This window comes from uncultured Sphingomonas sp. (assembly GCF_964235535.1).
GTDB lineage: Bacteria > Pseudomonadota > Alphaproteobacteria > Sphingomonadales > Sphingomonadaceae > Sphingomonas.
Genome location: NZ_CAXSBH010000003.1, coordinates 26,110 through 52,882 on the forward strand (window position 1 = coordinate 26,110; position 26,773 = coordinate 52,882).

The window sequence follows — 26,773 nt, forward strand, 5'->3', positions numbered from 1 at the left end:
ACAAATGCGGTTTGTCAGATTCGAGGAGGACGGCGCGCGGATCGGCGCTGTTAAGGGCAAGGGCATTGTCGACTTGGTCACGTCGGGCAGTCGCTGGACGACGATCCGCGAAGTTGTTGACGGTGGCGCAGCGGTGCTGGACGAGGTGCGCGAGATCGTCGAACGGACGGAGCCTCAGCGTGCGCTAGGCGGGCTGCGCTTGCTCGCTCCGATCGAACGGCCCGGTAAGTACCTTGCCATCGGCATGAACTACGCCAAGCATCTCGAGGAGGCCGACAAGCTCGGCGTCAAGCGGTCGCAGCACCAGACCTGGTTCAACAAGCAGGTGACCTGCATTTCCGGGCCGTACGACGACATCTATCCCGGTGTAACCGAGAAGCTCGACTATGAGGTCGAGCTGGGCGCCGTGGTCGGTCGTCGCGCGAAGGGCGTGTCGGAAGCGGACGCGCCGGCCTACGTGTTCGGCTACTTCGTCGCCAACGATGTGTCGGCGCGTGACTGGCAGTTCCACACGCCGACCTTTACTATGGGCAAGTCGTTCGACACGCACGGCCCGATCGGGCCGTGGATCGTTACGGCGGACGAGGTGCGAGACCCTCATGCGCTTCGGCTACGGGCCTGGGTGAACGGGGAGCTTCGTCAGGACAACAACACGAGCCAGATGATCCATAATTTGTGGAAGCAGATCGCCTATCTCTCTACTGCCTTCACGCTCGAGCCCGGCGACCTGATCGCCACGGGCACGCCCGAGGGCGTCGGCGTCGGAATAGAGCCGCAGCGCTTCCTGCAAGCCGGTGACGTCGTTCGATGCGAAGTTGAGGGTATTGGCGCGATCGAGAACCGGATCGCTGGCTGACGGGAAGCGGGATAGAGGAGAGCAAAATGGCCGTTTTAGGCGCGTTGTCGATGACGCTGGAGGTGCCGGACGTCGAAACCGGCGTGAAGTTCTACACGGACGCGGGGCTCCTTGCCGCGATCGAGGGCGACGTCGCGCGACTGCGCTGCGAGGGGCAGGACCGCGACTCGATCGTCCTGCTAGGCGGCCGCGCTAAGAAGCGTCTTCACCACATCTCGCTTCGGGCCGACGACCTGGACGGTATCGCGGCGGGCGTCGCCGGACACGGCGGCAGGGTCGTCGCGGCACCCGATGCCTTCGAGGACAACGGTCTGTGGATCGAGGATCCGCACGGGATGCTGATCCACCTGTCGGAGCGCGTGGCTGACCCTGAGCTTGCCGAAGCTCCAGCCTATGAGATTAATGCGCCTGGGCGGCTGATACGAACTAGGCGTTCGGCGATGCTGCCCGGCGCTTCCTATGCGCCGGCCCGACCGCTCAGGCTCGGGCACATCCTAGTATTCAGCCCGGACGTGCTCGCGAGCGTCAAGTTCGTGACCGAGGCGCTAGGCATGGGTCTGGCGGACCGGGCGCAGGACATCATCGCCTTCTGCTGCGCCCGAAAGGACAGCGACCACCATGTCGTTGCGTTCGCCAAATCGCCCGGGGTCGGCTTTCACCATGCCAGCTTCCAGCTTGCCGACCCCGATGCCGTCGGCCGCGGGGGCCGGGCGCTCCATGCCAAGGCCGGCAAGGGCGACTGGGGCTTCGGGCGGCACACCATCGGGTCCAACTTCTTCCACTACATCCAGGACCCCTGGGGCTCGTGGTTCGAATACTATTCGGACATGGACCACATCGACGACTATTCGCTCTGGACGCCAACCAACTACGAGATGTCAGACAGCCTGGCGAATTGGGGGCCGGAGGTCCCGCACGACTTCGTCCACAATTACGAGGTCGATCCCGTCCGCGAGGACGCGTGACGTCGGCCGGCGTGACGGCGGACGAGATCCGACGCCGCTTCGACGCGGCCCCGATGAGCCCGGCGCAGGTGGCGGCGATCGCGGTAACCGTCGCGCTCTCGGCGCTCGACGGCTACGATGTGCTGTCGGTCACCTTCGCCGCGCCCGCGATCGGGCGGGACTGGAACCTGGGGCGGGCCGCGCTGGGCGCGGTGCTGTCGGCGGGGCTGGTCGGCATGGCGCTGGGGTCGCTTGTCCTGGCCCCCCTCGCTGATCGGGTCGGCCGCCGAAGGCTGATGCTCGTCGCGCTCGCGCTCATGGCGACGGGCATGGCGCTGTCCGCAACGGCCGGCACGCTCGGCCAGCTGGCGGCATGGCGCGTACTGACCGGCCTCGGGATCGGCGCGATGGTCGCTGTCATCAACCCGGTCGCGGCCGAGTTCGCGAACGCCAAGCGCCGCCCGATGGCCCTGGCGCTCATGGCGGTCGGCTACCCGGCCGGCGGTCTTCTAGGCGGGCTGCTCGCGTCGGTACTGCTTAGCATTTTTGGTTGGCGCGCCGTGTTCGCGGCCGGCGTCGTGTTCGCGGTCCTGCTGACGCCGTTCGTGCTCCGCTTCCTCCCCGAGCCCCTGGCGTTTCTGCTCGCCAGGCCGAAGGGCGACGGGCTCGCCCGCGTTAACGGTCTGCTCCGACGATGCCGCCAGCCGGAGGTGTCGGCCATGCCCGCGTCCGCACGCGCCAAGAGCGGCGGCTACCGCGCGATCTTTACGCCGGGGCAGCTCTCCATCACCGCACGCGTCACTGCCGCCAACCTACTGTTCGTGATGGTCGTCTATTACGTGCTGAGCTGGCTACCGCAGATGGTCACCGACGCCGGGTTCGCGCCCGCGTCCGCAAGCCTGGTCGCCGCCGTGGCGAACCTGTGCGGCATCGTCGGCGGGCTGACGCTCGGCGCGCTAGCGCGCCGCGTCGGTCTCCGACGCATCGCAGCGACCATGATGGCGGGGCTGGGCTTCGCCACGGCCGCGTTCGGGCTGACGCCCCCTTCCCTGCCCTTGCTGATAATGACCGCTGGCATATGCGGCTTCTTCCTCTTTGGCGGGATCGCGGGAATTTACGCGACGCTCGCCGGGAGCTATGCCGTCGACGCCCGGGCGTCGGGAGCCGGTTTCGTCATCGGCGTGGGGCGGATCGGCAGCGCGGTCGCTCCCGCGCTCGCCGGCCTGTTATTCGCGGGCGGTTTCGAGCGGGGGACGGTTTCGATTGCGTTCGGCGCGCTCGCCGTCGTGGCAGGCCTGCTGCTGGCGCTCGGCCGGACGTTGACGTCGGAATCCGACCCCGGCATTGCCGCGCGAACAGCGTAGTCCGTTGGCGTACATCCACGTCAACCGCTGAGGCGAGAGCGGTCCGGCTGTTATCCTCGTCCATGGCAGCGCCCAAGGCAGCAGCGTAACCGATCAGCACCAACGAGCAGCCGATCTGTCGGTTTTTTATGTCCGGCATCCAACTTGTCCGCTTTGGCATTGTCGACCAAAGTTCCCGGACAGGACCGTGGTTGACGGGCATTCGTCAGTTTGTCAGCAGTCTCGTTCGGTTTTGACACTCTGGCAATCAACACGATGCAAGCCCCTATTCCCGTGCCTGCTCGCCATCGGTGATACGAGCTATGGCGGTCGTCGCCCATGGATGGCGTGAGCTCATCGGCGGCCCGGAGCGCGCATACTCTCTGGGCGAGCATCCCATTGTGCGCTTGAACGCGGTGCTGAAGGCGCTCTCCGAGTCATAGCCGAGCGAGGTGGCGATCGATGACAACGGCTGCTTGCCGTTGGTCAGGCGGGTGCCCGCGAGCAGCATGCGCCAGCGGGTCAGGTAGTCGAGAGGCGAGGTCCCGACCGTCGCCTTGAACGCTCGGGCAAAGCTCGATCGCGACATGCCCGCTTTCGCCGCCAAGACGGGCAAGGTCCAGCGGGCGCCCGGCTCCGCGTGCATGGCGCCGATCGCGGCGGCGAGCTTCGTATCGGCGAGCGCGAACAGCCAGCCGACATGCCTTCCCGCCGAGCCGGTGAGGTAAAGCCGCAGGGCCTGCACCAACATCATGTGAGCGAGGTGCTGAGCGACCAATATCCCGCCTGGCTGTTCTTCGGCCAACTCGCGCCGCATCTGCTCCAGGGCCCAGCGCAGGTTCATCTTGTCCCGGTCGTCACGCAGATGCGCGACCGGCGGCATGGCTCCCAGCAGCATGTCGGCATGTGCTCCCGCGAACGCGAAGTGACCGCCCAGGATCATCGTGTCGCCGCCGCCGTTCAGGGTGGCGATCCCGCCGCGCCATGCCACGGGCTGCAGCCGCTCGAACGGGGTAGGCGCAAGCGCCAGGTCGCTAGTCAGGCAGAACCGCCGCCCGTTGGGCAGGAGAACACAGTCGCCCGCCTCCAGCGGCACCGCCTCCGGCAGGCCTTCAAGCGCCAGCCAGCAGGCGCCGGATAAAAGCGCGTAGCACTTGATCCCGGTGTGGGGATCGAACCCGATCGACCAGGGGCCGCATAAGTCGAAGCCGCCTGCGATGTAGGTGTGCGGCTTCAGCAGCGAGAGCACGTCTGAGAGGGGGTCTACGGGCATCTAGGACGATCGCGACGGTATCAGGGACGCTGGCGCATAGATCATCCAAGGCCCGCCGCCTAGTGATGTGTACCACCCGGAGGCCTTATGAACGATAGCAACGATCCTTCACGTCGCCTCGTCGTCGCGAGCCTCGCCGTCGTCGGTGCGATCGCCGCCGCCCCTGCGCTCTCCCGAACCGCTATCGGCGCAGCACCAAGGAAGACCAAGCCAATGATAAAGATGATCATCACGATCAAGCGCCGCCAAGGCATGAGCCATGACGAGTTCGTCCGATACCAGCGTGACGTCCACAGACCACTCCTCATGGCGATCCCGGAGGCCAGGCGGTACATACGACGCTTCGTCGTCTCCTATCCGATCACCGCACCCGACTATTCCGGTCCGGACTATGACTCGGTGGTCGAGGGGTGGTTCGACAGCATGGAGGACATGAACGCCCTCTACTTTTCGGAGAATTTCCTCAAGAAGGTCGATCCCGATCACGTGAACTTCATGGATCTGTCGTCCTACGGCAGGGTCGTCACCCACGAGGAAGTGGTGATCGGCTAGCGATCCGCTGCCCCTCGCTGAGCTGCCCTATTATGAGTGATCCATCGACTTCGATGGTCAGGACCAAGGAAGAGGGTCTCCCGGTTTTTCATCCAGGCTGAGAGTGAGCATCCGGCAGTCATTCAGCGGCGATCTTGGCGGCGGCGGCATATTCGACCGGCGTCAACCAGCCAAGCGATGTGCGAGGACGGCTCTCGTTATAGTTCCGCTGCCAGGCCCAGAACTTGGCCCTGGCGTCCGCTAGCGACAGGAACCAGTGCGCGTTCAGGCACTCGTCGCGCAGGCGGCCATTGAACGACTCCACAAACGCATTGTCGGTTGGTTTGCCCCGCCGGCTGAAGTCGAGCATGCCGCCGTTCTCGTACGCCCAGCGGTCGAGCGCCTTAGAGATTAACTCCGGCCCGTTATCCACGCGGATAGTCTTGGGCGTCCCGTGTCACGACGCGATCCGCGTCATCGCGGCCACCACCTGTTCGCCCTCGATACCCTGATCGACGTCGATCGCCAGCGCCTCGCGGGTGAACCCGACGGTCACTCCCCGGCCTCCGTCACCGTTGTTAGCGGCGCAGACCTCATGCGGTTCGCCGCCATGACGCGCTTGATCTGCGCAGGGCTGCACGGCGTGAGCTCGGCGGTCTTCGCGATGCTCATGCCCGCCTCACGGAGGGCCAGGATCCGGCGGTGCTGCGCATGGTCTGCCTTGCGGCCGGTATACCGCCCTTCGCGCTTCGCGATCTGGATGCCTTGACGCTGCGCTCGCCACGGTCCTCGTAGTCGCCGCGCGCGGTCTGGAGCGCGACGCGGAGCAGCATTTCTTGAACCGCCTCGAGTACGATGCGCGCCACACCCGCGCTGCCAGCCACCAATTCCGACATGCGATGATGCCGGGTACAGCCAGCCTGGCGCCCTTGGCCCTAATCGCGACGACCAGGCGTTCGGCCTCCGCCAGCGGCAGGCGACTGATCCGATCGATCTTCTCGGCCACGACCACCTCGTCAGCCTGGAGATCGTCAACCATGCGCAGAAGCTCACGCCGGTCCGCTCGCGCACCCGACGCTTTCTCCGGGTAGACGGCCGCGACGTAATAGCCGGCGGCGTGGGCGTCGGCGACGATGCGCTCCTGCCGTTCCAGATCCTGCTCATCGGTCGAAACCCGCAGGTAAACGCGGGCACCCCGCACGTCCTGCCTGTCACTATCATTCGTCTTGGTCTTAGCTCCTTCGGGTACACCGATCATGACCTGCTTGGTAGCGCTGGCTATCAAGGTTATAGAGTGGATCCATTTGGGCTAGCTTTACAACAGAGCTCGAAATGGCCCTCTTCTTTCGGCCGTCTTAAGAATCGGCGAGGCGATTAACTTCTAGCGGGACGCTCAGCCAAATTGAGCGCTCGGAGATTGCGAGCTTCAAAAATTTAGGCAGTTGTTTCGAGTGATATGAACCAGCATGCCTACGCTGTACCGAGCTTCGGTCAGGTACAGCTGGTCGCAGGCGTTTGCTGAACGGCCAGTCAGAAACGCAGCTGCAAACTCGGCTTCGCCGTCTGATCAGCCAAAAGAGTGAACAATATCGACGCCAGATAGCGGAAACGGAGAGCTTCGAACTACCCTGACGCAGACTTGTGCAGTAATCGTCTACGCTCGGAACCGGAACCATAGCCGACACTCGGATGATAGTAACTTATTAAACCTCATCAGAATGTGCGCTCTCGCGTGACTTAATCTTGACAAATAGCCTTTCCCAGTCGCTTTGATGGTGCTATTGATGATTTCGGCAAGTTCTCACCGACGAGTATTGTGGGATACCAATCGCTTAGGTGCCGCATATGAGTTCTCTTCCGGCACCAGCTGAACCGCTGCCGACGTGCGCCCGCAGTGATTTAGTGTCGCCGAGCCGGTACCCATCCCCACGGCGCACGCCTAATCGGCTTGGCGGCGTATCTCATATGGTTGGCCGAAGGTCGGCGTGACGACCAGCACCGCGCGCCATCCGGCCTGCGCGTCGCCGCCCAGGCGCGACGTCAGCAGCACCGCGCGCTGGTTCGGACGCAAGCTGACCCGGCCGCGCTGGGTGGAACGGTTCCCGCCCGAGGCGTTGGTTACCTCCAGCGAATAAGCCGCGTCGACGAGCGTCGCCGACTCGCCGATCACCTGTAGGACGACACCGGCCGGCACCGTCTCCGTCGAAAGCGAGATCGGAGCCGGCGCAGTGGGATCGGGCGAGGCCGCGCCTCCGGCGACGGCGGCGAGGAGCATGGGAATGATGGCGGCAGGTTCGATCATGTCGGCTCACCTTGTCTGGAGGTTTTGTTACCGGGGCGCTTGGGCGCCGGCGTTGTTGAGGATGACTTCGATCAGCGCGGCCGCCGCCTCGGGCACTGCAGGCGCGCGGCCGGCCTGATCCGCGGCGGCCAACGCCGCGTCCGCGCCCGCGCGGTCGAGCGCCATCGCGGCGATCGCTTGGTCGTCGGCGCGGTCGGGGTCGGTCGCGCGCGGATCGAAGCGGCGGTCGCGCGCGCCGCGCAGTAGCGGAGCCTCGCGCACGCGCTGGTCGACTAGCAGTCGCTGCTCGGGCGAGAAGGTCGGCCGCTCCGGTCGAGCGAACTGCGCCGAGCGAGTCTCGATCACGCTGTCGCATACGTCCGGCCGATCGCCTGTTGCATCGGGGGCGCAGCGGTCCGCGCCCTCGACGCGCGCCACCGTACCCGCCCCGCCGACACGTCCGTCGATCGGCCGCGAGATGGCGGTGGGCTCGCGCGCGCTCGCCGCGCCCGTCGACAGCTGGCCGCCGACGCGCGTGGAGCGGGGTTCGGCGGTCAGCTGGGCGGAGGCCGGGCCGCCGCGCTCGGGCGTTCCGACCTGCGGGACCGACCGCGTCGCCCCCGACGGCTCGACGAGCTGGGACACGCCCACATCCTCGCGGGCGGGCGGTTGCGCCTGCTGGATCGCGGTGTCGGTATCCTGCGCCGCCGCGGTCGCGGGAACGGCGGTCGCGGCCAGGATCAGGCAGGGCAGCACCGCACGCATCGGCTTGGGGCCTTTCCGCCGGGGGCCGCCCGGCTTCCCGATCGGGGCGACCGTCATCGGCCGCCGGTCTGGGTCACGGATATGGATTGCCCGCCATCCTGCACAATGCCGAGGTCGGACAGGCCGCTGCCCTGTTGAACCCAGGCGAGGCGATTGCCTACCCCGTATTGGAGGGCCGTCATCGCGTTGCCGTCGCCGTTCTGCGCCAGGGCCGCGCGGTTGTCGTCGCCGGACTGCGAGAGGGTCAGGCTATTGCCCGACCCGCTTTGCACGACCCCCGCGCCGTTGCCGACCACGCCGAGCGTCGTCTGAGACGCGCGCAGGACGTTACCGGCCCCGTTCTGAATTGCGGAAATAGTGGTCGGGCCGATGCCAGCCTGCATCAAGTCTCCGCGATTAGCGTCGCCGGTCTAAATTAGAGCGGCGACGGGAGAGCCGAAGCCCCTCTGATCGATGTCGGCGACATTTCGATCACCTTGCTGGGCAATTACTGCGGAGGCCCGGTCCGCCGTTTGCCGGATTGAAGCGCTGTTTCCATCCCCGACCTGAGAAATGTAGGCGCTGCGGCCGTCGTCGGCCCAAGCAGGCGTCGCGACTGCGAGGCAAAGTGCGGGGAGCGTGAACTTCGGCATGGCGATGCAGTTCCGGCGGGGCGGCCCGCGAGGATGAAAAGATGGGACCGGCGTCGCGCGCGACGCCGGTCCCGAGGGTCGGCTTACTGGTTGATCACGGCGGTATTCTGCGATCCGCCGTTCTGGTTGACGGTAGCCGTGTTCCCTGTGGTCGAAGCCTGGGTCACGCTAGCGGTGTGGAACTCACCGCTCTGGGTCACCATCACGGTGTTGTCGGTCGTGTACTGCCCGATATAGGCGCGCTGATAGTCCCCCGACTGGTTGACGACCGAGATGTTCCTGTCCGCCGCCTGAGTAACTTCGGCCTCCATACGGGTGCCGTTCTGCGTCAGTTGCGAGAAGTTCCCGGACACCGGACCATTGATGCCGCCCTGCGGATTGCCGTCGCCCTGCTCGATGACGCCGTAGTTCTGGAAGCCGCTCTGCGAGACGAGCGACGTGTTCGCTGTGCCGCGCTGCGTCACGTCGGCTCCGAAGCCGTCGCTACGCGGACCGCGGCTACGCAGGTCGGCACCGTTCTGCTCCACGCGGGAGAAGTTCACGTCGCCGATCTGGAGGACGCGCGCGGAAGATGCGGCATTTTGAATAACTTCCGAGTTATTCGAAAAGTTACCATTCGACGTACCGCCGACCTGCACCTGGTCGACCTCGACCAGTGCGCCCGACGAGTTCTGATCGACGCGCGACCGGTTATCGCCGCCGGTCTGAGCGACGTCCGCCTCGTTCGAGGTGAACTGGTTGACCTCGGACTGGTTGAGGTCGCCGTTTTGTTCGACGTTTGCGGTATTGTCGTCGCTGTTCTGATTGATCGACGAGGAGCTGTCACCCGTCTGGGTGACATCGGCATCGCTGCCCTCGCCCCGCTGCGTGATGAACGAGCTGGCGCTGTTCCCGCTTTGCGTCACCTCGGCGGTGTTACCCTGGCCGGCCGTGTCGATCGACGACGACGCGAAGCTGGAGCCTTCGGTCTGCGTGACGGTAGCGGAGTTGCCCGACCCGCGCTGCAGCACGCCCGAGAAGCCGTCGTCGCCGTTCTGCGCCACCCCGGCGGTGCTGCGGTCGGCGACGGTGCCGGCCGTGTCGAACTCGTTATCCTGGTCGACGTTGGACCGGTTGCGCGCGGTCGAGGCCGCCTGGGTCACGACCGCCGAGTTGTTGCCGCCCTGCGCGATGTCGGACTGCCCGTTGGAGCCGTCTTGGGTCGTCCGGGCGAAGTTGCTGGCACCGAGTCGATCCGCAGGCGGGTTGGCGCTGTCGCTCTGGCCGGTGGGGCCAGTCGGAACGACCGCGATGCCGCGCTGCGTGATGTTGCTGCGATTGTCCGAACCACCCTGAACGATGGCCGCAACGCCGTCGAACCCTGTCTGGTTCACGGTCGCGGCACCGTTGTTGGACCCGGTCTGAGTCGTACCGGCGATATTGTTGCCGCCGCCATTCTGGTTGATCGTCGACTCGTTCGACTGCGCGAACGCCGGCGCGGCAACAAAAAGCGCCGCGGCGGAAACTGAAAGGAGAAAAGTGCGTTTCATGGTTGTCAGTCCTTCTTTGAGAAGTGATAACCATGTCGTCCCGAACCGGGACGGACATGGCGGCAAGCCAACTATCCGAACCTCCGCGCATCGGGCTGCAACCCGGTGCGCGGATCTTTTCTCGGAAGGTCGCGGCGCTGCAACGCTGCGTCCGACCGGCCTGGGATTGGTGTTCGCCGGCTCCATGGACCCCCAGGCGGGTCCGCCGATCTGTTCAACTCATCCTCGCCGGCGCGCTACTGCGCCCCGGCGCGAAACCTTATTGCGCGCCGGTCCGCCCGGCGCCGCCGTCGGCCGACGGGCGCGTCGCCACGTCGCGCGGCCTGATCTTCTCGGGCGCGGCAGCGTCGGCGCGGCGCATCGCGGCCATCAGCACGGCGGCCGGGATCGTCCCGTCGCGCTCGCGCCGGTACCCGTCCAGCAGCGCCGCCGCCTTGGCCTTGTCGGCGAAGTCCCACAGCTTGAGCTCGACGCCCTCCAGCACCAGTCCGTACACCGCCTTTTCGATCGCTTGCTGGAGCGCGACCTGATCGGGCTCGTTGGTCGTCACGCCCAGCTCGGCCTCGAGCAGTTCCTTGAAGCCGACAAAGGCGAAAGCGTTGGTGCCGAGCGACCGCGACGCGATCGTCTTGGACGCGGTCACGGTGGTCAGCACCTCGCCGGTCCGCACCGATACCGCGCGGAGATAGACCGTGACGGTGTCCTGCCGATATTCGGTGCGGGCGCTGATGCCCAGGAATCCCGCGCCCGCGCCGCCCGTCACCGTGTTGGTGTCGTAGCCGACGATCCCGCCCTCCAGCAACACGCCCGCGAACAGCAGCGCGGGGAGCGCCTGCGCATTGACGTCCTTCTCGCCCAGGTAGCGCTCGCGCATCTCGCGGATGATCTGGCGCTCGTTCAGGAGGTTGCGGAGCGATTCGCGCTCGACGATCGTGAACCACTGCCGCCGTCCCGCATCCTGCAGGGCCTTGGCGACGATCGATCCGCCGCCCTGGCTGACGGCGCGCGACAGCGTCTGGCCGGCCTCGCTGGGTTTGAACATGCCCGTCTGGTCGGTGAAACCGTACACCGCGACCGCCACGGGCCGGGCGGGCGGCGGCAGCGCCTCCAGCGCGCGCTGCGTACGCGTCTTTTGCGGATAGACGGCGTCCGCGCGCATTTCGGGCAGCCCCGCGACGCGGGCGGCGGTGGCGCAACCGGCGAGCGACGCGGCCGCGCACAGCAGCAAGAACGAACGCAGCGTCATTATGGGACGGTGATGAAGGTCGGCACGACGATGGTGGTGACCTCGCCGGTGTCGTCGTTGGTGATGGTGAGCGTGACGTTCTCCAGCCCGCGGACGAAGGTGATCGTCTGGCCGCCGAAGCTGATGGTGCCGCGCTCCTGCGGGTTTTCGCCAAACACCGCGTCCACGATCTGCGACGACAGGGCCGACAGCAGTCGCGACTGGAGTTGCCGGGCGAAGATGTCGGTCTGGCTGTTGGGCGTCGCGGCGTTAGGGTCGGTCTGCTTGTTCTGCGCGTTGGCGAGTCCCAGCAGATGGGCGGAGTTGAAGGGATTGCCGCCGAGGGTCGGATTGACCGGTTGATAGGTCAGGTCCTGCGCGTTCGCCGAAACGGCGAGCACCGACATGGCCAGCATCGCCCCGCACCGAACCGAACCGATATGCAGGTGCCCTTAGCCAAGCCGATCCCTCCCCTTGTGCCGATCGCGGGTGCCAGAAAAGGAGCGTAGGATGCACGCTCGAACTGCGACGCGATTTGTATGAACGGGCTATTAATCTTTTGCTCGAACCGAAGCAAACAAAAAAAGTTCGATTTCGGGGTTTGTGGGAACTAATTCGATTCGGTCTGATGTAGATAAAAGAAAGAGGAGCATTTCGGATGTTCTGATGAGCTCGCGGCCGGCATGTAGCCAACGTATTGAGCAATCGTGCAAGTTCAGGGCGTGGTCACCGGACCGGAACGACTTGCGCGGTCGCGACGGCAGGTGTTGATCAATCCAGGTTTAGTTGCCGCGGGGCGCCAATGACGTGATCAAGACCAGCAACGCTGATATCGCGAGTTAATTCGGTCCGACGTAGTCGTCTTCGCCGTGCCATCGACGCGGGTCAGGCGACGCGGTCGCCGAGTTTCAGCAGCTCGCCGCTGGTCACGATCACGAGATCGCCCTTCTTCACCGCGCCGAACAGCAGCCTGGCGAACTCGACCGGCACGCCGATACAGCCGTGGGTGGCCAGGCCCCATTCGACCTTGCTGCCGTGGATCGCGACGCCGTCGCCCGTCAGGCGCAGCATGTAGGGCATGGGCGCGTCATACAGGCTCGACACGTGGTCCGCGTCCTTCTCCAGCACGGGAAACCGGCCGAGCGGGGTCGGCTTGTCGGTCGCGCCGTACAGGATCGCCGCCGCGCCGATCTCGTACCCGCCGCGGAACACCGACATGGTCTGCGCCTTCAGGTCGACCGTCATCACGACGCGGCCGGGCGGCACGTTCTTGTCGTCCCACACATACTCGCCGAATACGATGCCGGGCACGTCGAGGATGCGCTTGATCTCCAACGTGGGCTCGGGGCTCGGAGCGGGCGGGGGCACAGGAATCGAATATGCCGGGGCGACGCGCGCAGGGGCGGACGGGACCGGGCCGGCGGGGGCGCGGACCGTGAGCACGGCGACAATTCCCAGGGCGGCGAACGTCAGGACCAGCAGCGCCGCCATCCTTGTCCGGTTCTCGGTCAGTCGCCGCATCGCCCGAGCCCTTTCGCGAGCGACGGTGCCTCGGACCCGTTTTCCGCGCCAGAGGCGGTTTTCCGTCGTCGCGCCACCGCACGTACGCGCGCGGGGTTAACGTTCGGCGAGCAGCCGATCCAGCGCCTGCGCGACGCCGTCCTCGTCGTTGGACGCGGTGATCCAATCGGCGGCCGCGCGCACCTCATCCGGCGCCTGCCCCATCGCCACCGGCAACCCCGCGCGCTCCAGCATCGGCAGGTCGTTGGGCATATCGCCGATCACCATCACCTGCGCAAGATCGACCCCGGCCGCCCGCGCCAACGCCTCGACGCCGTTCCCCTTGTTGGCCTCGAGCGCGGTCACGTCGAGATAATAGGTCTGCGACAGCGCGATCGTCGCCGCGTCCCCGAACCGCGCCCGTCCTTGCTCGATCAGCCGGGCGAGCACCGGCGAATCGTCGCTGACGAAGGTGATCTTGCCCGCGTGGCTTGCGAACGGGGCGAAGTCGCCCACGATCGCGGGCTCCTGATCGGCGGAGATGCGCTCGCGCGGCACGTGCGGGTTGTCGAGCGTATCGGCATGCCACTGGCTGTCCGCGAACAGCCAGACGCTTGCCCCGGAGCCCTTCGCAAGGTCGAGCATGCCGTGGGCGACGTGCTCCGGGACGAGATGCGCTTCCATCACCTCGCCGCCGCGCCTGAATACGGTGCCGCCGTTGAATGCGCCGATCGGATCGTCCAGCCCGAGCGCATCCGCGATCGGCAGCACGCCCGACGGCGGCCGCGCGCTGATCACCGTGAAGCCGATCCCCGCCGCGCGCACCCGCGCGACCGCCTCGATCGTCGCGGGGCGCAGGTTCTTGTCGTGATCGACCAGCGTCCCGTCCACGTCGGAAACCACCAACCGGACGTCGCGCGGCGCGCTGCTCATTGCGGCAACTCGACGTGTCCGCCGAAGCCGAAGCGCATCGCCGACAGAACCTTGTCGCCGAACGTATGGTCGACCCGGCTGCGGTAGCGCGCGAACAGGGCGGCGGTCAGGACGTGCGCGGGCACGGCCTCCTCCATCGCCGCGTCGATCGTCCACTGGCCCTCGCCCGAGTCGGCCACCTTGCCCGAGAACTGCTCGAGCATCTGGTCGTTCGCCAGCGCCGACGCGGTCAGATCGAGCAGCCAGGAGGAGATCACCGATCCACGCCGCCATACCTCGGCGATGTCGGTGAGGTTGAGGTCGAACCGCTCCTCCTCGACCAGCTTGTCGGACTTCTTGCCCTTCAGGATGTCGAAGCCCTCGGCATAGGCCTGCATCAGCCCGTATTCGATACCGTTATGGACCATCTTGACGAAGTGCCCCGCCCCCGGCGGGCCGGCATGGATGTAGCCCATCTCGGCGCGGGGGTCCTCGCCCTCCTGCTCCATCCGGTTAGGCGTGCGCGGGATGGAGCCATGGCCGGGGGCCAGCGTCCGGAAGATCGGGTCGAGGGAGTCGACGACCTCCTTGTCGCCGCCAATCATCATGCAATAGCCGCGCTCCAGCCCCCACACGCCGCCCGACGTGCCGACATCGACATACCGCACGCCCTTTTCGGCCAGCATCTTTGCGCGGCGGATGTCGTCCTTGTAGAAGGTGTTGCCGCCGTCGATGATGATCGTGTCGGCCGCGCAGACCGACGACAGCGCCCCGATCGTACTCTCCGTGGGCTCGCCTGCCGGCAGCATGACCCAGAAGATCGCGGGGTGGCCCAGCTTGGCGCGCATGTCGTCGAGCGAGTCCGCGCCCTGCGCTCCGTCGGCGACGAGCTTGGCCACCGCTTCGGGACCGCGATCGTAGGCGACGATCTCGTGCCCGTCGCGCATCAGGCGCCGGGCGATGTTCGCCCCCATCCGGCCCAGGCCGATCATTCCTAGTTTCATGTCTTCTCCCACTCTCCTTTAGGGAGAGGGCCGGAGAGAGGGGCGGAGCGCCCGACTCTCTCCCGGCCCCTCTCCCCGGCCCTCTCCCCGGAAGGGAGAGGGAGATCAGTTCACGCCCCTACCGGTTGCTTGGCCGCGATCGCGCCGAGCAGGTCGTCGAACGCCTTTACGAACGACGCGACGCCCGCCTGGACCAGCCCGTCGGTGACGCCGCCCAGATCGAGCCCGAGCCGCTCGATCTCGGCCAGCGTGCGCTCCGCCTCGTCGACGCCGGTCGTCAGCGTCTCTCCCACCGTGCCGCCGTCGCGGAACGCGTCCATCGTGGCGACGGGCATGGTGTTGACGGTGTCGGGCCCGATCAGCGTGTCGACATACAAGGTCGTCGGATAGGCGGGGTCCTTCACGCCCGTCGACGCCCATAGCAGCCGTTGCGGTTGCGCACCCTTCTCCGCCAGCGCGCGCCAGCGGTCGGAAGCGGTGAATTCCTGGTACCAACGATATGCGAGCTTGGCATTCGCGATCGCCGCCTTGCCGCGCACCGCCTTCAGCGCCTCGCTCTCCGGATCGCCCTCGCCGACACGGCGGTCGATCTCCTTATCGATCGTGGTGTCGATGCGGCTGACAAAGAAGCTCGCGACGCTGGCGATCCGGTCGATCGGCTGTCCCTGCCGGACCCGCTCCTCAAGCCCCATCGCATATGCCTCGGCGACGCGGGCGTAGGCGTCTTGGCTGAATAGCAACGTCACATTGACGTTGATCCCGCTCGCGATCGTCGACGCGATTGCCGGGCCCCCCGCGAGCGTGCCGGGGATCTTGATCATCAGATTGGGCCGATCGACCGCACGCCACAGCTTCTTGGCCTCGGCGATCGTCGCGTCGGTGTCGTCGGAGATGTAGGGCGAGACTTCCAGGCTGACATAACCGTCCTTCGCCTCGAGCCGGTCGTACACGGGGCGCAGCGTGTCGGCGGCGGCGATGATGTCGCCGACCGCCAGGAACTCGTACCGATCGATCGTCGCCGCGTCCGGATGTTCCCGGTCATAATCGGCGAGCGTTTCGTCGTAGGCGTCGCCGTGCCCCATCGCCTTTTCGAAAATCGACGGGTTTGACGTGACCCCCGTCAGCCCATCGGCCTCGACCAGCTTTTCCAATCCCTTGGCCTGGAGGAACTTGCGGTCGACGAAGTCGAGCCACACCGCCGTCCCCGCCGCACTGAGGTCGCCCAGCTTGCTCATGCGTTCTTCTCCATCATCTCGCGCGCGACCTTGACGGCATTGTCGACCGTGAAGCCGTATTTGTCCTGCAGCTTGGCGAGCGGAGCCGACGCGCCGAAGGTCGACATGGTGATGGTGCGTCCCTTCAGCCCGACATAGCGATGCCACCCCATCTCGCCCGCCTGCTCGATCGCGAGCCGCGACGCCACCGATCCGGGCAGCACCGACTCCTTGTAGGCCTCGTCCTGCAACTCGTACCGGTACCAGCTCGGCATCGACACGACGCGCGCGCGGACGCCCTCGGCGGTGAGACGTTCGTACGCCTCGACCGCGAGCGAGACCTCGGAGCCGGTCGCGATCAGGATCACCTGCGGATCGTCGGCCGATGCCAGCACGTACGCACCCTGGCGAACCCCGTCGGCATCGGCGTATTTGTTCCGGTCGAGCGTCGGCAGCGCCTGGCGTGACAGCACGATCGCGGTCGGGCGGTCGTTCATGGTCATCAGCGACCGCCACGCCGCCGCGACCTCGTTGGCGTCGCCCGGCCGCACGACATCGAGCCCGGGGATGGCGCGCAGGCTGGCCAAATGCTCGATCGGCTGGTGCGTCGGCCCGTCCTCGCCAACCCCGATCGAGTCGTGCGTGAAGATGAAGATCGATCCCATCTCCATGATCGCCGCCAGCCGGATCGGCGCGCGCATATAATCGGCGAACACCAGGAAGGTAGAGCCATAGGCGCGCAGATACGACAGCGCCATTCCGTTCACCACCGCGCCCATGCCGTGCTCGCGCACACCGTAATGCATGTTGCGGTTACCGTAATCGGCCGCTTCGAACGATCCGCCGTCCTTGATCAGCGTCTTGGTCGAGGGCGCGAGATCAGCCGATCCACCGACCAGCCACGGCACACGCGCGGCCATGGCGTTCAGCACCTTGCCGCCCGAGTCGCGGCTGGCGACACCCTTAGCGTCCGCCTCGAACACGGGAATGTCGGCGTCCCACCCTTCCGGCAGCTCGCCCGCGAGCATCGCGTCCAACTCGCGCGCCAGCTCGGGGTGCGCCTCGCGGTAGCGCGCGACGGTGGCCTCCCACTCCTCGCGCAACGGCCGCGCGCGACCCAGCATCGACTGCTTGAACGCATCCGCCACGCCGTCGGGGACCAGGAACTCGGCATCCTCGGGCCAGCCATAGGCGCGCTTGGTCTCGCGGATCGCGTCGACGCCCAGCGGCTCGCCATGCGCCTTTTCGGAACCGGCCTTGGGGCTGCCCCAGCCGATCACCGAATGCACCACGATGAAGGTCGGCCGGTCGTCGGTCGCCTTGAAGGTGTCTAACGCCGCCGCCAGCGCGGCCGTGTCGTTGGCGTCGTCGACATGGAGGACGCGCCAGCCATAAGCCTCGAAGCGCGCGCCGACATCCTCATCGAACGCCAGGTCGGTCCCACCCTCGATCGAGATATGGTTGCTGTCGTACACCCAGCACAGGTTCGACAGTTTCAGATGCCCGGCCAGGCTCGCCGCCTCGGCCGACACGCCCTCCATCATGTCGCCGTCGCCACACACGACATAGACGTCGTGATCGAACAGCGTGAAGCCTTCACGGTTGAAATGCGCCGCCAGCCAACGCTCAGCGATCGCCATGCCGACCGAGTTGCCGCAGCCGGCACCCAGCGGCCCGGTGGTGGTCTCGACGCCGGTGGTGTGCCGGTACTCGGGATGGCCCGGCGTCCGGCTCGATAGCTGGCGGAACTGCTTTATGTCGTCGAGCGACATGGCGGGATGGCCCGTCTTCTCGCGATCCTTGTCGATCTCCTCGATCCCGGCGAGGTGAATCAGCGCATAGAGCAGCATCGACACGTGCCCGACCGACAACACGAAGCGGTCGCGGTTGGGCCAGCTCGGCTCCGTCGGATCGTACCGCAGGAACTTCGTCCAAATCGTGTGCCCGACGGGTGCGAGCGCCATCGGCGTGCCGGGGTGGCCGGAGTTGGCTTTCTGCACGGCATCCATCGACAGGGTGCGGATGGTGTCGATCGCGAGACGTTCGGGGGAACCATCCTCGCGGTATGCATCGGCGGCCGGCCGCTCGGTGGTCGCTGAGTCGGTCATCGCTGCCTCATGTAATTCAGGGGTCGAACGCGGGGCGTTCGATAGGGTTGCTTATTGATCTCGGTCAACGGCGCGTTCCAGCTTCGTCACGACACCATCCGTCGCCAGATAAGCGGCATCGACCTCCGTCAGGAACAGCCCGTGGCCGAGCACGCCGGGGATCGCCTGCAGCCAAGCCGCCGCGTCGTGGGGGTCCGACAGGTCGCCGAACAGGCAATCGACGACGAGCATGTCCTGGTCGGTCCGGTAAGGTTCGCCCCCCGCCATGCGCAGCGCGGGGTCCGCCCGCTCCGCCAGTATCCGCATCACGAAGCCCCGCGCGAAGGGCAGCACCTCCACCGGCACCCGCGCCGCGCCGATCGCGGGCACGCGCTTGGCCCCGTCGGCGATCACGATCATTCGTGTCGAAGCGGCGGCCACGCATTTCTCGCGCAACATCGCCCCGCCCGCGCCCTTCACCACCAGCAGCCGGTCGTCGGTCTCATCAGCGCCGTCGATCGTCAGGTCGACCCGGGGAACGTCCGCGAAGTCGTGGACGCGAATGCCCAGACTCCGCGCCAGTTCCGCAGACGCCACGCTCGTCGCCACCGTGTCGATGTCGAGCCCTTCGGCCACCATGCGCCCGAGCGCCCGGATCATGTGCGCGGCGGTGGAGCCGGTACCCAGCCCGACCACCATGCCGGACCGCACCTCGGCGACGGCGGCCTCGGCGGCGAAGCGTTTGTCATCGTCCGCGCTCATGCGATCTCCCCCGCCCCATCGGTCCGGGCACCGCCTATAGGCAGAGCCCGGCAGAACCGTACCCTTATAATCGCGGGAGTGCGGCCGACGAGGCAGGCTGGACCAGAGATCGTCGGAAGTGAGTGCATTGTGACTGGCGCTTCCGACACACTGAAAGCTGCGGAAAGCGGTTGTTGATCGATGGTGTCACAACCGACCGGTTGTGACACCGTTTAACAAACTGACCTTCACTGAACACGGGATTGGCTACGGGCTAGGGTGCGAGCCGATCGCGCGGAATGTCGTTTCAACCGCTTCGGCGACCATGCTCCCGGACCTAGTTATGCTTTGGATAATAGCGCCGGACAGAACCGCGCCGATCGCCTCCAACTCGATGAACATCCTTTCAGCGCGTTCCTGCTGAAACCCGGCATCCTTGAGCCTGGTAATTAGCTTCACATGAAGTTCCGCCCGGCGATCACTAATGAAGTGTCGTAAGTGACTATTGCGACACGCCTCGGCGGCCGTCTCAAACATCAGTGCGTAAGTTTGTAGGTCCAACTCTTCGGTGATCAGAGACGATAGAACCATTTCGCGATCAATGCCAAATTGAAAGCTCGATGTAATGATCCTGAACGCTTGCTCGCTCTGGACCTCTACCTGTTCAAGAATGATGGCTTCGACGATCGCCATTTTGGAGCCGAACACACGATACAGCAGACCCACGCTAACCTCCGCCTCGGTCGCGATATGGTCGACCGTGGTCGCCTGGAATCCGGCATTGGCGAAGCACGTCCGGGCAGCACGCATAATCTGTGCCCGCCTGGTGGCCGGGTCTTCCCGCCGACGAGGTCGTCTCTCGCTAGGTGCTGGTTGTGCGACCGCCATAGCTGGCGAGCTTACGCGATGATCCGGGGGACGGCATCCCTTCAATCGCCGAGGCAACCCGTTCCACGCATTGCAAACCCGCTTCGCTTTGCTAATGAGCGTACGCTCATTAGCAGGGAGTCGGCTCGTGAAAGGTTTAGCATGGTATCTCGGTATCGCGTTCCTACCCGCATGGATCATGTGGGAGGCCGCGATCAGGTCCGGCGTCGATCCGCTGAGCTGGCGTATGCAGCTGTTCCTGGTGCCCGGCGCGTTCTGTCCGGCGCTGGCGACCTTTGTCGTGCGGAAGTGGGTCACGCGCGAAGGCTTCGGCGACCTCAAGCTCTCGCTCCGCTCCGGCCGCTGGGCTCTCTACCTCGCCGCCTGGCTGCTGCCGCTCCTGGTCGTCGCCATGATGTGCGGGGAAGCGGTCGCGGTGGGCCTTGGGACACCGGATTTCACCCTCGCCACCGCCGTCGCGGCCGAGTCCAAAGAGCGGGGCATCGACGCGGTTCAAGGCATGGGCCTGCTCATCATCCCGCAAACGATGTTCGCCGCACTGATCTTCACCCCTGTCCTGTTTGGCGAGGAGTTCGGCTGGCGCGGCTATCTCCAGCGTCGGCTATACCCTAAGCGGCCGGTCGCGTCGGCGATGGCGACGGGCGTGATCTGGGGGGTGTGGCATTGGCCGCTCACCCTTCGCGGGTACAACTACCCGGATCATCCGCTGCTCGGCAGCGCGCTGCTCGTGGTTTTGGCCGTGCTGATGTCCTACATCCTAGACTGGTTCTATCGGAGATCTGGCAGCATCTGGTGCAACAGCCTGGCCCACTCCGCGACGAACGCGATGGGCGGAACGCTCACGCGTCTCTGGTTCGCAGGCATGGGGACGCCGTTCTTCGTAAGTTACGCCGGCCTGCTCGCTATTCCTCCGCTCGCCATTGTCTGCGTGATTATTGCCCTGATCGACAAGGGTTCGCTCAAGAACACGCCGCGGCTGTCGGTGAAACAGACGTTTGTTTAACAACGGAATAGCAGCGCGGCAGGTGTCAAAACCGAACGGTTGTGACACCAGCGGCGCCTACTCAGCACCGCGACAGGTCGGCGGGTCGACCATACGCCATGTCGCCGTTCGTCACAGCGGCAAGCGGCCCGCGCGATTCCGACCGATCACCCCCCGTCCTAACGCTGCATCTGCTTCATCATGTCCATGGGCATCATGTTGTGATTGAGATGCGACATGATCCAGATCGACCCGATCAGCACCAGCCCCACGATCAGCACTCCGAACGCCAGCGCCAGCACGTTGTTGCTGTTGTCCGGCCCCGTCGTGATATGGAGGAAGAACACTAGATGCACGCCCATCTGCCCGATCGCCAGCGCGATCAGGAACACGGGCACGCCGGGGACGTAGATCACGCTGGTCTGGATCGCCCAGAAGGACGCGATCGTCAGCGCGGCGGCGGCGATCAGCCCGACCACGTAGCCTCGAATGCCGCTCGCGACGTCGAAGCCGTCGGCCTCGCTCTCGTCGCCCGGCGCGTTGTCGACGTCGCTCCGCTTGGTCGCCTCGCGCTCGCTCATGATATGGCTCCGAACAGATAGACGACGGTGAACACGGCCACCCAGATGATGTCCAGCGCGTGCCAGAACAGCGCCCAGCACATGATCCGGCGCTCGACGTCCTCGCGGAACCCCTTGGCCAGGACCTGCGCCATCATCGTCAGGAGCCATAGCAGCCCGGCGAACACATGGACGCCGTGCAGGCCGACCAGCGCGAAGAAGGCCGAGAGGAACGCGCTGCGGTCGGGACCGGCGTTCTCGCCGATCAGGTGCTGGAACTCCCAGAGTTCCATTCCCAGGAAACTCGCGCCCAGCACGCCCGTGGCGGCCATCGTCAGCTGGAACCAGAGCACGTCGCGCCTGGCGACCGCGATCGTTGCCATGCCGCAGGTGAAGGACGACACCAGCAGCAGCATCGTCTCGCGCAGCACGAACGGCAGGTCGAACAGGTCGCGCCCCGACGGGCCGCCCGCACGCTCGCCGACCAGCACCGCATAGGCCGCGAAGAAGGCGGCGAACATGATGAAGTCGGACAACAGGAAGATCCAGAAGCCGTAGCCGACGATGATCCGCTTGGGCGCGGGGCCGCGCTCGCCGATCGGACGCTCGTCCCCGTGGCCTAGCCGGTGCGGATCGCCCCGCGCGGCCCGCTCGCCGCCGACCGCCGCGACCGTCGCCGCCGCGCTCACGCCGTCACCTCGTTCGCGACGCCGAGGAATTTCGCCTTGGCCGCGCGGCGCTCGTCGTCCAATCGCTCGACCTCGTCAGCGGGCACCTCGAATTCGTGATGATCGCGCCAGGCAAAGATTGTGAAGGTCGCCCAGGCGCCGAGCACCCCGACGATCACCAGCCACCAGATGTGCCACACGGCCGCGAAGCCGAGCACGGTGGTGAAGAAGGCGGTGATGAAGCCGGTGGGCGAGTTGCGCGGCATCTCGATCGGCTCGTACTTATCCGGCCGCGCGCTCAGGCGCTTCTCCTCGATCGCCTTGCCCTTCAGGGACCAGTAGGCCTCCTCGTCCGACACGTCGGGCAGAACCGCGAAATTGTAGAGCGGCGGGGGCGAGGTGGTCATCCATTCGAGCGTGCGGCCGTCCCATGGATCGCCGGTCTCGTCGCGGCGCCGGTCGCGCGTCTTGATCGACACGTAGAGCTGGATGATCTGGAACAGGATGCCGAGCGCGATGATCGCGGAGCCGACCGAGGCGACGATGATCCATGGCTCCCACGCCTTGACGTAATGCGCGCTCATCCGCCGCTGCATCCCCATCAGCCCAAGCACATAGAGCGGCATGAAGGCGACGTAGAAGCCGACGATCCAGCACCAGAAGGCGCGCTTGCCCCACACCTCGTCCAACGTGAAGCCGAACGCCTTGGGGAACCAGTAGGTATAGCCCGCGAACAGCCCGAACAGCACCGCCGGGATCACGATGTTGTGGAAGTGCGCGACCAGGAACAACGAATTGTGGAGCACGAAATCGACCGGCGGGATGGCGAGCAGCACGCCGCTCGCGCCGCCGATCACGAAGGTGACGATGAACCCGATCGCATAAAGCATGGGCACGGTGAAGCGGATGCGCCCGCGGAACATGGTGAACAGCCAGTTGAAGACCTTCACCCCCGTCGGCACCGCGATGATCATCGTCGTGACGCCGAAGAACCCGTTGACGTCCGCGCCCGCGCCCATCGTGAAGAAATGGTGCAGCCAGACGGTGAAGCTCAGCACGCAGATGACCATGGTGGCGATGACCATCGACCGGTAGCCGAAGAGCGGCTTGGACGAGAAGGTCGACACCACCTCCGAAAAGACGCCGAACACCGGCAGCACCAGGATGTACACCTCCGGATGCCCCCAGGCCCACACCAGGTTGACGAACATCATGGCGTTGCCGCCGCCGTCGTTGGTGAAGAAGTGGAAGTCGAGATACCGGTCGAGCAGCAGCATGCCCATGGTGGCCGTCAGGATCGGGAACGCCGCGACGATCAGCAGGTTGGCAGCCAGCGACGTCCAGCAGAACATCGGCATCCGCAAGAGGCCCATGCCGGGGCATCGCATCTTGAGGATGGTGGTGACGAGATTCACCCCGGACAGCAGGGTTCCCACCCCCGCGATCTGGAGCGCCCACAGATAGTAATCGACGCCCACCCCGGGCGAGAAGCGCAGTTCCGACAGCGGCGGATAGACCACCCACCCCGTCTTGGCGAACTCGCCCACCACGAGCGAGATGTTGACGAGCAGCGCGCCGCTGGCGGTCAGCCAGAAGCTGACGTTGTTGAGCGTCGGGAACGCCACGTCGCGCACGCCCAGCTGGAGCGGGATGGCGAAGTTCATCAGCCCCGTCAGGAACGGCATCGCGACGAAGAAGATCATGATCACGCCGTGCGCGGTGAACACCTGGTCGTAATGTTCGGGCGGCAGGTACCCGCCGTTATTGTACATCAAATCCTGGTGCGTCCGCATCAGGATCGCGTCGGAGAAGCCGCGCAGCAGCATCACCATCGCGAAGATGCAGTACATGATGCCGATGCGCTTATGGTCGACCGAGGTGATCCACTCGCGCCACAGATACGGGAACCAGCCCTGGCGCCAGACATAGACCAGCGTCGCGACCACGATCCCGCCGACCGCCGCGCCCGCGATCAGCGGGATCGGCTCTTCCCACGGGATCGAGTTCAGGCCGAGCAGACCCGTGACCGGATTCCACTCATTGGGGGCTTTGCTCACTCCGTATCCTCCCGGCCACCGCTTGCTTGCTCGCTCGCTTTGACGCCCGACTGGCGGAGCGCCGCATCGTACAGCCCGGGCATCACTGCGCGGAACGTATAGTGCCTGGCCGTGCTCTGCTGCCTCGTCATCTCGAGATAGGTCGGCGCGTCGAGCACCGGTCCGGCCGCTCGCGTCCGCTCCACCCACGATCCGAACTGCGCCGGCGTGACCGCGTCGGCGTGGAACATCATCTGCGAGAAGCCCTCGCCGCTGTAATGCGCCGACAGACCCTGATACCGCCCGGGCCGGTCGGCCTGGAGGTTCAGCTTCCCGTCCATCCCCGCCATGGCGTACATCTGGCTACCCAGCCGCGGCACGATCAGGCTGTTCATGACGGTAGCGGAGGTGATGCGGAACGCGACGGGGGTCCCCGCCGGGATAACGAGGCGGTTGACGCTCGCCACGCCCTGTTCGGGATAGATGAACAGCCATTTCCAATCGAGCGAGATCACCTGCACCGGGATCGCGCGGACATTCGATCGGAGGGGCCGCGGCGGGTCGAGCTCGTGGCTGCCGATCCAGGCGATCCCGCCCAGGAAGACGATGACCAGCGCCGGGACCGACCAGACGAGAAGCTCGAGCCGGCCCGAATAGGACCATTCGGGGGTATATTTACCGACCGGTTTCTTCGCGCTGTACCGCCAGGCGAAATACAACGTCAGCACGATGATCGGCACGATGATCGCCGCCATGATGACGACGGCGTTGAAGAACATCGCGCGCTCGCCCCGAGCGACCGGCCCGGCAGGATCGAGCAATCCCATCTCGCCGCATCCCGCAAGCAGTAAGGGTACGCTCGCGGCGGCTATCCGCGCTCCAATGTTCGATCGGACCAGTCCGGGCATTCACGGTCCTCCCTGCGGCCGCGGCCCCTCTACCGGCCGGGATTGCCGCAATCAAAGCCTTTCCGAGAAAAATTGATCGAAGTATGCGCAAGACAACGATTATTGTGTCAAACCGCTAATCCATGTTGACCGCCAAGAAAAGACAACTAATTGAGCCTCCTATTCACCCCTAGGAGTATTTCATGACCGACGACGCCGTCGACACCAGCGCGCTCGAACTCGCCACCGAACTCACGATCGCTTGGCTCGGCAATCCCAATACGCGCATCTCGGCCGATGAGGTTCCCTCGTTCCTGCGCCGGATGCACGAGACCGTGTCCGAACTCACCGCCGGCCCCGCCGAAGCGCCCGCGCCCGAGCCGCAGACCGAATATACCCCCGCCGTGACCGCGCGGAAGTCGCTCGCATCGCGCGACCACATCGTTTCGATGATCGACGGCAAGTCCTACAAGACTTTGCGCCGTCACCTCGCGACGCACGGCCTGACGCCCGACCAGTACCGAGAGCGTTTCGGCCTGAAGCCCGACTATCCAATGGTCGCCGAGGCATATTCGGAGTCGCGCCGCGCCATGGCCAAGCAGATCGGGCTCGGCCGCAAGTCGACCCGCGCCAAGACCGAGGACGCCGCGCCCGAGCCGACGCCGGCCCCTGCCCCCGCTACGCGCGGCCGACGCAAGGCCTCCGCTTCGGCCGAGTAGGACCGGCGAGGCGTCGCCCGGCCGGGCGGCGCCTCAACTCCCGAACCCGCCCTTGCGGTAGAGCAGCGTGATCGCGACGCGCCGGTTGCGTGGGTCGCCGGGCGTCTCGCGGATGATCGGCTCGCGGTCCGCGACACCCTCGATCCGCTCGAACCGCGCTTCGGGGATGCCGCCCAGCGCCAAGCGGCGACGCGTCGCCTCCGCGCGGCCCGACGACAGCGTCCAATTGTTCATCTGGCGCGGATCGCCGAACGGCACGCTGTCCGTATGCCCGCGGATCATCACCGGGTTGCCCGTGCCGCGGATCGCGGCGGCGATGGTGCCGATCAACTCGGACGCGCGGCCCTCAAGCGCGGTCGTCCCCAGATCGAACATCGAATAGTCGGCGTCGTCGATCAGGTCGATCCGCATCCCCTGCTGCGTCATGACGAAGCGAATGTTCTTGGCCAGCCTGGCCAAGGTTCCGCTTTCGCGCATCTGCTCCCGGACCTGTTTGCGCATCGTGTCGAAATTGCGCTGGTCCTCGGCCACCACCTTGGGATTGCGAAGCGAACCCTTGTCGCCCGTACCTTGCTTATCGCCATCGCCGTTGGAGCTGGCGGGCACCGCCATCGCCTGCATGAACGACTGGCCCGCCTTGGGGCCGATCGTGTTCTGGCTGGTCAGCGATTCGCCCCCGGCCGGACCTGCGCCGCCCATTCCCTGCGACTTGGACGAGACGATCGTGGGCGCGAAATAGTCGGCGATTCCCTTGCGCGCCTTTTCGTCGGTGGCGCCGAGGAGCCACATGAGCAGGAAGAACGCCATCATCGCCGTCACGAAATCGGCGTATGCCACTTTCCACGCGCCGCCATGATGGCCGCCGTGACCCTCGATATAGACCTTCTTGTAGATGATCTTGGGCGGCTGGTTCGAGCCGTGCGGCGCGCGCGCGGCCATCTCAGCGACCTTCCTTTAAAGGTTCACGCGAAGGCGCGAAGGCGCAAAGAGGAAGAGGGTTCGCACGGAGGCGCGGAGACGCGGAGGCGGCACCTCGCCGCGACGCGGCCTTCGTTCCAGGCTTTATCGAACGATGAAGACCGCTTGCGCGGTGAAGACCGTCGGTAACGCGCGCAAGCCTCCGCGCCTCTGCGCCTCCGCGCGAACCGGCCTTCTTCGCGCCTTTGCGCCTTCGCGTGAATAGATCCTTCCCCCCG

At 65.8% G+C, this 26,773-nt stretch carries 26 protein-coding genes and 2 pseudogenes; 6 read left to right on the forward strand and 22 right to left on the reverse strand.

From position 1 onward, the window contains the following. Positions 1-4 precede the first annotated feature (4 nt). The 3 genes from ACFE7F_RS02050 to ACFE7F_RS02060 are packed head-to-tail and all read left to right on the forward strand — an operon-like array spanning position 5 to position 3,164. A complete protein-coding gene (locus ACFE7F_RS02050) occupies positions 5-856 on the forward strand; it encodes a fumarylacetoacetate hydrolase family protein (protein WP_375402176.1) in 852 nt (283 codons plus the stop codon). Between the two features lie 26 nt (positions 857-882). Further along, a complete protein-coding gene (locus ACFE7F_RS02055) occupies positions 883-1,821 on the forward strand; it encodes a VOC family protein (protein ID WP_375402177.1) in 939 nt (312 codons plus the stop codon). Next, on the forward strand, positions 1,818-3,164 hold the full coding sequence (locus ACFE7F_RS02060; protein ID WP_375402178.1) for an MFS transporter: 1,347 nt from the start codon (positions 1,818-1,820) through the stop codon (positions 3,162-3,164). Before ACFE7F_RS02055 ends, ACFE7F_RS02060 begins: the two co-directional genes overlap by 4 nt. Before the next feature lie 265 nt (positions 3,165-3,429). Here the strand turns inward: ACFE7F_RS02060 and ACFE7F_RS02065 are convergent, their stop codons facing one another. Both ACFE7F_RS02065 and ACFE7F_RS02070 read right to left on the reverse strand, forming a co-directional pair. Further along, positions 3,430-4,416: an AraC family transcriptional regulator gene (locus ACFE7F_RS02065; protein WP_375402179.1), complete on the reverse strand. Its 987-nt coding sequence runs from the start codon at positions 4,414-4,416 to the stop codon at positions 3,430-3,432. A gap of 108 nt (positions 4,417-4,524) precedes the next feature. Continuing rightward, positions 4,525-4,710, reverse strand: coding sequence for a hypothetical protein (locus ACFE7F_RS02070; RefSeq protein WP_375402255.1), 186 nt, complete (start codon positions 4,708-4,710; stop codon positions 4,525-4,527). Between ACFE7F_RS02070 and ACFE7F_RS02075 the strand changes: the two genes are divergently transcribed. Next, a complete protein-coding gene (locus ACFE7F_RS02075) occupies positions 4,669-4,968 on the forward strand; it encodes an EthD domain-containing protein (protein WP_375402250.1) in 300 nt (99 codons plus the stop codon). The genes ACFE7F_RS02070 and ACFE7F_RS02075 overlap by 42 nt on opposite strands. 118 nt (positions 4,969-5,086) lie before the next feature. On the opposite strand, the pseudogene ACFE7F_RS02080 reads toward ACFE7F_RS02075, so the two are convergent. From ACFE7F_RS02080 to ACFE7F_RS02150, 15 genes and pseudogenes are all read right to left on the reverse strand, one after another. Then, positions 5,087-5,509: pseudogene (locus ACFE7F_RS02080) on the reverse strand (integrase core domain-containing protein); the annotation flags it as partial. After that, positions 5,500-6,148 (reverse strand): annotated as a pseudogene (locus ACFE7F_RS02085) (recombinase family protein). The pseudogenes ACFE7F_RS02085 and ACFE7F_RS02080, both read right to left, overlap by 10 nt. Positions 6,149-6,886: 738 nt before the next feature. Further along, positions 6,887-7,249, reverse strand: coding sequence for a curli-like amyloid fiber formation chaperone CsgH (gene csgH, locus ACFE7F_RS02090; RefSeq protein ID WP_375402180.1), 363 nt, complete (start codon positions 7,247-7,249; stop codon positions 6,887-6,889). A 27-nt stretch (positions 7,250-7,276) separates the two neighbouring features. Then, complete coding sequence (locus ACFE7F_RS02095) at positions 7,277-8,050, reverse strand: hypothetical protein (RefSeq protein WP_375402181.1); 774 nt, start codon at positions 8,048-8,050, stop codon at positions 7,277-7,279. Beyond that, positions 8,047-8,376: a hypothetical protein gene (locus tag ACFE7F_RS02100; RefSeq protein WP_375402182.1), complete on the reverse strand. Its 330-nt coding sequence runs from the start codon at positions 8,374-8,376 to the stop codon at positions 8,047-8,049. The genes ACFE7F_RS02095 and ACFE7F_RS02100 overlap by 4 nt, the downstream gene beginning before the upstream one ends. A gap of 332 nt (positions 8,377-8,708) precedes the next feature. Next, positions 8,709-10,220, reverse strand: coding sequence for a hypothetical protein (locus ACFE7F_RS02105; protein WP_375402183.1), 1,512 nt, complete (start codon positions 10,218-10,220; stop codon positions 8,709-8,711). A gap of 193 nt (positions 10,221-10,413) precedes the next feature. After that, positions 10,414-11,400 (reverse strand): CsgG/HfaB family protein, encoded by a 987-nt coding sequence (locus ACFE7F_RS02110; protein ID WP_375402184.1) that lies wholly within the window; start codon positions 11,398-11,400, stop codon positions 10,414-10,416. Then, a complete protein-coding gene (locus tag ACFE7F_RS02115) occupies positions 11,400-11,786 on the reverse strand; it encodes a curli assembly protein CsgF (RefSeq protein WP_375402185.1) in 387 nt (128 codons plus the stop codon). Before ACFE7F_RS02115 ends, ACFE7F_RS02110 begins: the two co-directional genes overlap by 1 nt. 478 nt (positions 11,787-12,264) lie before the next feature. Then, positions 12,265-12,900: a L,D-transpeptidase family protein gene (locus ACFE7F_RS02120; protein WP_375402186.1), complete on the reverse strand. Its 636-nt coding sequence runs from the start codon at positions 12,898-12,900 to the stop codon at positions 12,265-12,267. 96 nt (positions 12,901-12,996) lie between these two features. Beyond that, positions 12,997-13,812 carry a Cof-type HAD-IIB family hydrolase gene (locus tag ACFE7F_RS02125; RefSeq protein ID WP_375402187.1) on the reverse strand — a complete coding sequence of 272 codons (816 nt, stop codon included), beginning with the start codon at positions 13,810-13,812 and terminating at the stop codon, positions 12,997-12,999. Beyond that, a complete protein-coding gene (gnd, locus tag ACFE7F_RS02130; RefSeq protein ID WP_375402188.1) occupies positions 13,809-14,795 on the reverse strand; it encodes a phosphogluconate dehydrogenase (NAD(+)-dependent, decarboxylating) in 987 nt (328 codons plus the stop codon). Before gnd ends, ACFE7F_RS02125 begins: the two co-directional genes overlap by 4 nt. Positions 14,796-14,905: 110 nt before the next feature. Continuing rightward, a complete protein-coding gene (tal, locus tag ACFE7F_RS02135; RefSeq protein ID WP_375402189.1) occupies positions 14,906-16,030 on the reverse strand; it encodes a transaldolase in 1,125 nt (374 codons plus the stop codon). Then, the gene (gene tkt, locus ACFE7F_RS02140) at positions 16,027-18,117 is read right to left on the reverse strand and encodes a transketolase (RefSeq protein WP_375402190.1); all 2,091 of its coding nucleotides are present in this window, start codon (positions 18,115-18,117) and stop codon (positions 16,027-16,029) included. The genes tal and tkt overlap by 4 nt, the downstream gene beginning before the upstream one ends. Before the next feature lie 51 nt (positions 18,118-18,168). Continuing rightward, complete coding sequence (rpiA, locus tag ACFE7F_RS02145; RefSeq protein ID WP_375402191.1) at positions 18,169-18,858, reverse strand: ribose-5-phosphate isomerase RpiA; 690 nt, start codon at positions 18,856-18,858, stop codon at positions 18,169-18,171. A 246-nt stretch (positions 18,859-19,104) separates the two neighbouring features. Then, positions 19,105-19,647, reverse strand: coding sequence for a TetR/AcrR family transcriptional regulator (locus tag ACFE7F_RS02150; protein ID WP_375402192.1), 543 nt, complete (start codon positions 19,645-19,647; stop codon positions 19,105-19,107). A 256-nt stretch (positions 19,648-19,903) separates the two neighbouring features. On the opposite strand from ACFE7F_RS02150, the gene ACFE7F_RS02155 reads away from it, so the two are divergent. Further along, positions 19,904-20,728: a lysostaphin resistance A-like protein gene (locus ACFE7F_RS02155; protein ID WP_375402193.1), complete on the forward strand. Its 825-nt coding sequence runs from the start codon at positions 19,904-19,906 to the stop codon at positions 20,726-20,728. A 158-nt stretch (positions 20,729-20,886) separates the two neighbouring features. Here the strand turns inward: ACFE7F_RS02155 and cyoD are convergent, their stop codons facing one another. Genes cyoD through cyoA form a run of 4 tightly spaced genes read right to left on the reverse strand, consistent with a single transcriptional unit; the run spans position 20,887 to position 24,879 of the window. Beyond that, positions 20,887-21,288 (reverse strand): cytochrome o ubiquinol oxidase subunit IV, encoded by a 402-nt coding sequence (gene cyoD, locus ACFE7F_RS02160; protein WP_375402194.1) that lies wholly within the window; start codon positions 21,286-21,288, stop codon positions 20,887-20,889. Next, complete coding sequence (cyoC, locus tag ACFE7F_RS02165; RefSeq protein ID WP_375402195.1) at positions 21,285-21,956, reverse strand: cytochrome o ubiquinol oxidase subunit III; 672 nt, start codon at positions 21,954-21,956, stop codon at positions 21,285-21,287. Before cyoC ends, cyoD begins: the two co-directional genes overlap by 4 nt. Then, positions 21,953-23,992 carry a cytochrome o ubiquinol oxidase subunit I gene (gene cyoB, locus ACFE7F_RS02170; RefSeq protein ID WP_375402196.1) on the reverse strand — a complete coding sequence of 680 codons (2,040 nt, stop codon included), beginning with the start codon at positions 23,990-23,992 and terminating at the stop codon, positions 21,953-21,955. Before cyoB ends, cyoC begins: the two co-directional genes overlap by 4 nt. Further along, a complete protein-coding gene (cyoA, locus tag ACFE7F_RS02175; RefSeq protein ID WP_375402197.1) occupies positions 23,989-24,879 on the reverse strand; it encodes a ubiquinol oxidase subunit II in 891 nt (296 codons plus the stop codon). The genes cyoB and cyoA overlap by 4 nt, the downstream gene beginning before the upstream one ends. Before the next feature lie 182 nt (positions 24,880-25,061). On the opposite strand from cyoA, the gene ACFE7F_RS02180 reads away from it, so the two are divergent. Next, positions 25,062-25,577: a MucR family transcriptional regulator gene (locus tag ACFE7F_RS02180; protein ID WP_375402198.1), complete on the forward strand. Its 516-nt coding sequence runs from the start codon at positions 25,062-25,064 to the stop codon at positions 25,575-25,577. A gap of 33 nt (positions 25,578-25,610) precedes the next feature. On the opposite strand, the gene ACFE7F_RS02185 is transcribed toward ACFE7F_RS02180, so the two are convergent. Then, on the reverse strand, positions 25,611-26,516 hold the full coding sequence (locus ACFE7F_RS02185) for a flagellar motor protein MotB (protein WP_375402199.1): 906 nt from the start codon (positions 26,514-26,516) through the stop codon (positions 25,611-25,613). Positions 26,517-26,773: the final 257 nt, after the last annotated feature.

Coding starts and splice junctions, on each gene's coding strand:
- ACFE7F_RS02185 (WP_375402199.1), bottom strand. CDS start 26,516: ATGGCCGCGCGCGCGCCGCACGGCTCGAACCAGCCGCCCAAGATCATC.
- cyoA (WP_375402197.1), bottom strand. CDS start 24,879: ATGCCCGGACTGGTCCGATCGAACATTGGAGCGCGGATAGCCGCCGCG.
- ACFE7F_RS02065 (WP_375402179.1), bottom strand. CDS start 4,416: ATGCCCGTAGACCCCCTCTCAGACGTGCTCTCGCTGCTGAAGCCGCAC.
- ACFE7F_RS02050 (WP_375402176.1), top strand. CDS start 5: ATGCGGTTTGTCAGATTCGAGGAGGACGGCGCGCGGATCGGCGCTGTT.
- ACFE7F_RS02100 (WP_375402182.1), bottom strand. CDS start 8,376: ATGCAGGCTGGCATCGGCCCGACCACTATTTCCGCAATTCAGAACGGG.
- ACFE7F_RS02120 (WP_375402186.1), bottom strand. CDS start 12,900: ATGCGGCGACTGACCGAGAACCGGACAAGGATGGCGGCGCTGCTGGTC.
- ACFE7F_RS02125 (WP_375402187.1), bottom strand. CDS start 13,812: ATGAGCAGCGCGCCGCGCGACGTCCGGTTGGTGGTTTCCGACGTGGAC.
- ACFE7F_RS02110 (WP_375402184.1), bottom strand. CDS start 11,400: ATGACGCTGCGTTCGTTCTTGCTGCTGTGCGCGGCCGCGTCGCTCGCC.
- csgH (WP_375402180.1), bottom strand. CDS start 7,249: ATGATCGAACCTGCCGCCATCATTCCCATGCTCCTCGCCGCCGTCGCC.
- ACFE7F_RS02155 (WP_375402193.1), top strand. CDS start 19,904: ATGTGGGAGGCCGCGATCAGGTCCGGCGTCGATCCGCTGAGCTGGCGT.
- ACFE7F_RS02115 (WP_375402185.1), bottom strand. CDS start 11,786: ATGTCGGTGCTCGCCGTTTCGGCGAACGCGCAGGACCTGACCTATCAA.
- tal (WP_375402189.1), bottom strand. CDS start 16,030: ATGAGCAAGCTGGGCGACCTCAGTGCGGCGGGGACGGCGGTGTGGCTC.
- ACFE7F_RS02150 (WP_375402192.1), bottom strand. CDS start 19,647: ATGCGTGCTGCCCGGACGTGCTTCGCCAATGCCGGATTCCAGGCGACC.
- rpiA (WP_375402191.1), bottom strand. CDS start 18,858: ATGAGCGCGGACGATGACAAACGCTTCGCCGCCGAGGCCGCCGTCGCC.
- gnd (WP_375402188.1), bottom strand. CDS start 14,795: ATGAAACTAGGAATGATCGGCCTGGGCCGGATGGGGGCGAACATCGCC.
- ACFE7F_RS02055 (WP_375402177.1), top strand. CDS start 883: ATGGCCGTTTTAGGCGCGTTGTCGATGACGCTGGAGGTGCCGGACGTC.
- tkt (WP_375402190.1), bottom strand. CDS start 18,117: ATGACCGACTCAGCGACCACCGAGCGGCCGGCCGCCGATGCATACCGC.
- ACFE7F_RS02075 (WP_375402250.1), top strand. CDS start 4,669: ATGAGCCATGACGAGTTCGTCCGATACCAGCGTGACGTCCACAGACCA.
- cyoD (WP_375402194.1), bottom strand. CDS start 21,288: ATGAGCGAGCGCGAGGCGACCAAGCGGAGCGACGTCGACAACGCGCCG.
- ACFE7F_RS02095 (WP_375402181.1), bottom strand. CDS start 8,050: ATGACGGTCGCCCCGATCGGGAAGCCGGGCGGCCCCCGGCGGAAAGGC.
- ACFE7F_RS02180 (WP_375402198.1), top strand. CDS start 25,062: ATGACCGACGACGCCGTCGACACCAGCGCGCTCGAACTCGCCACCGAA.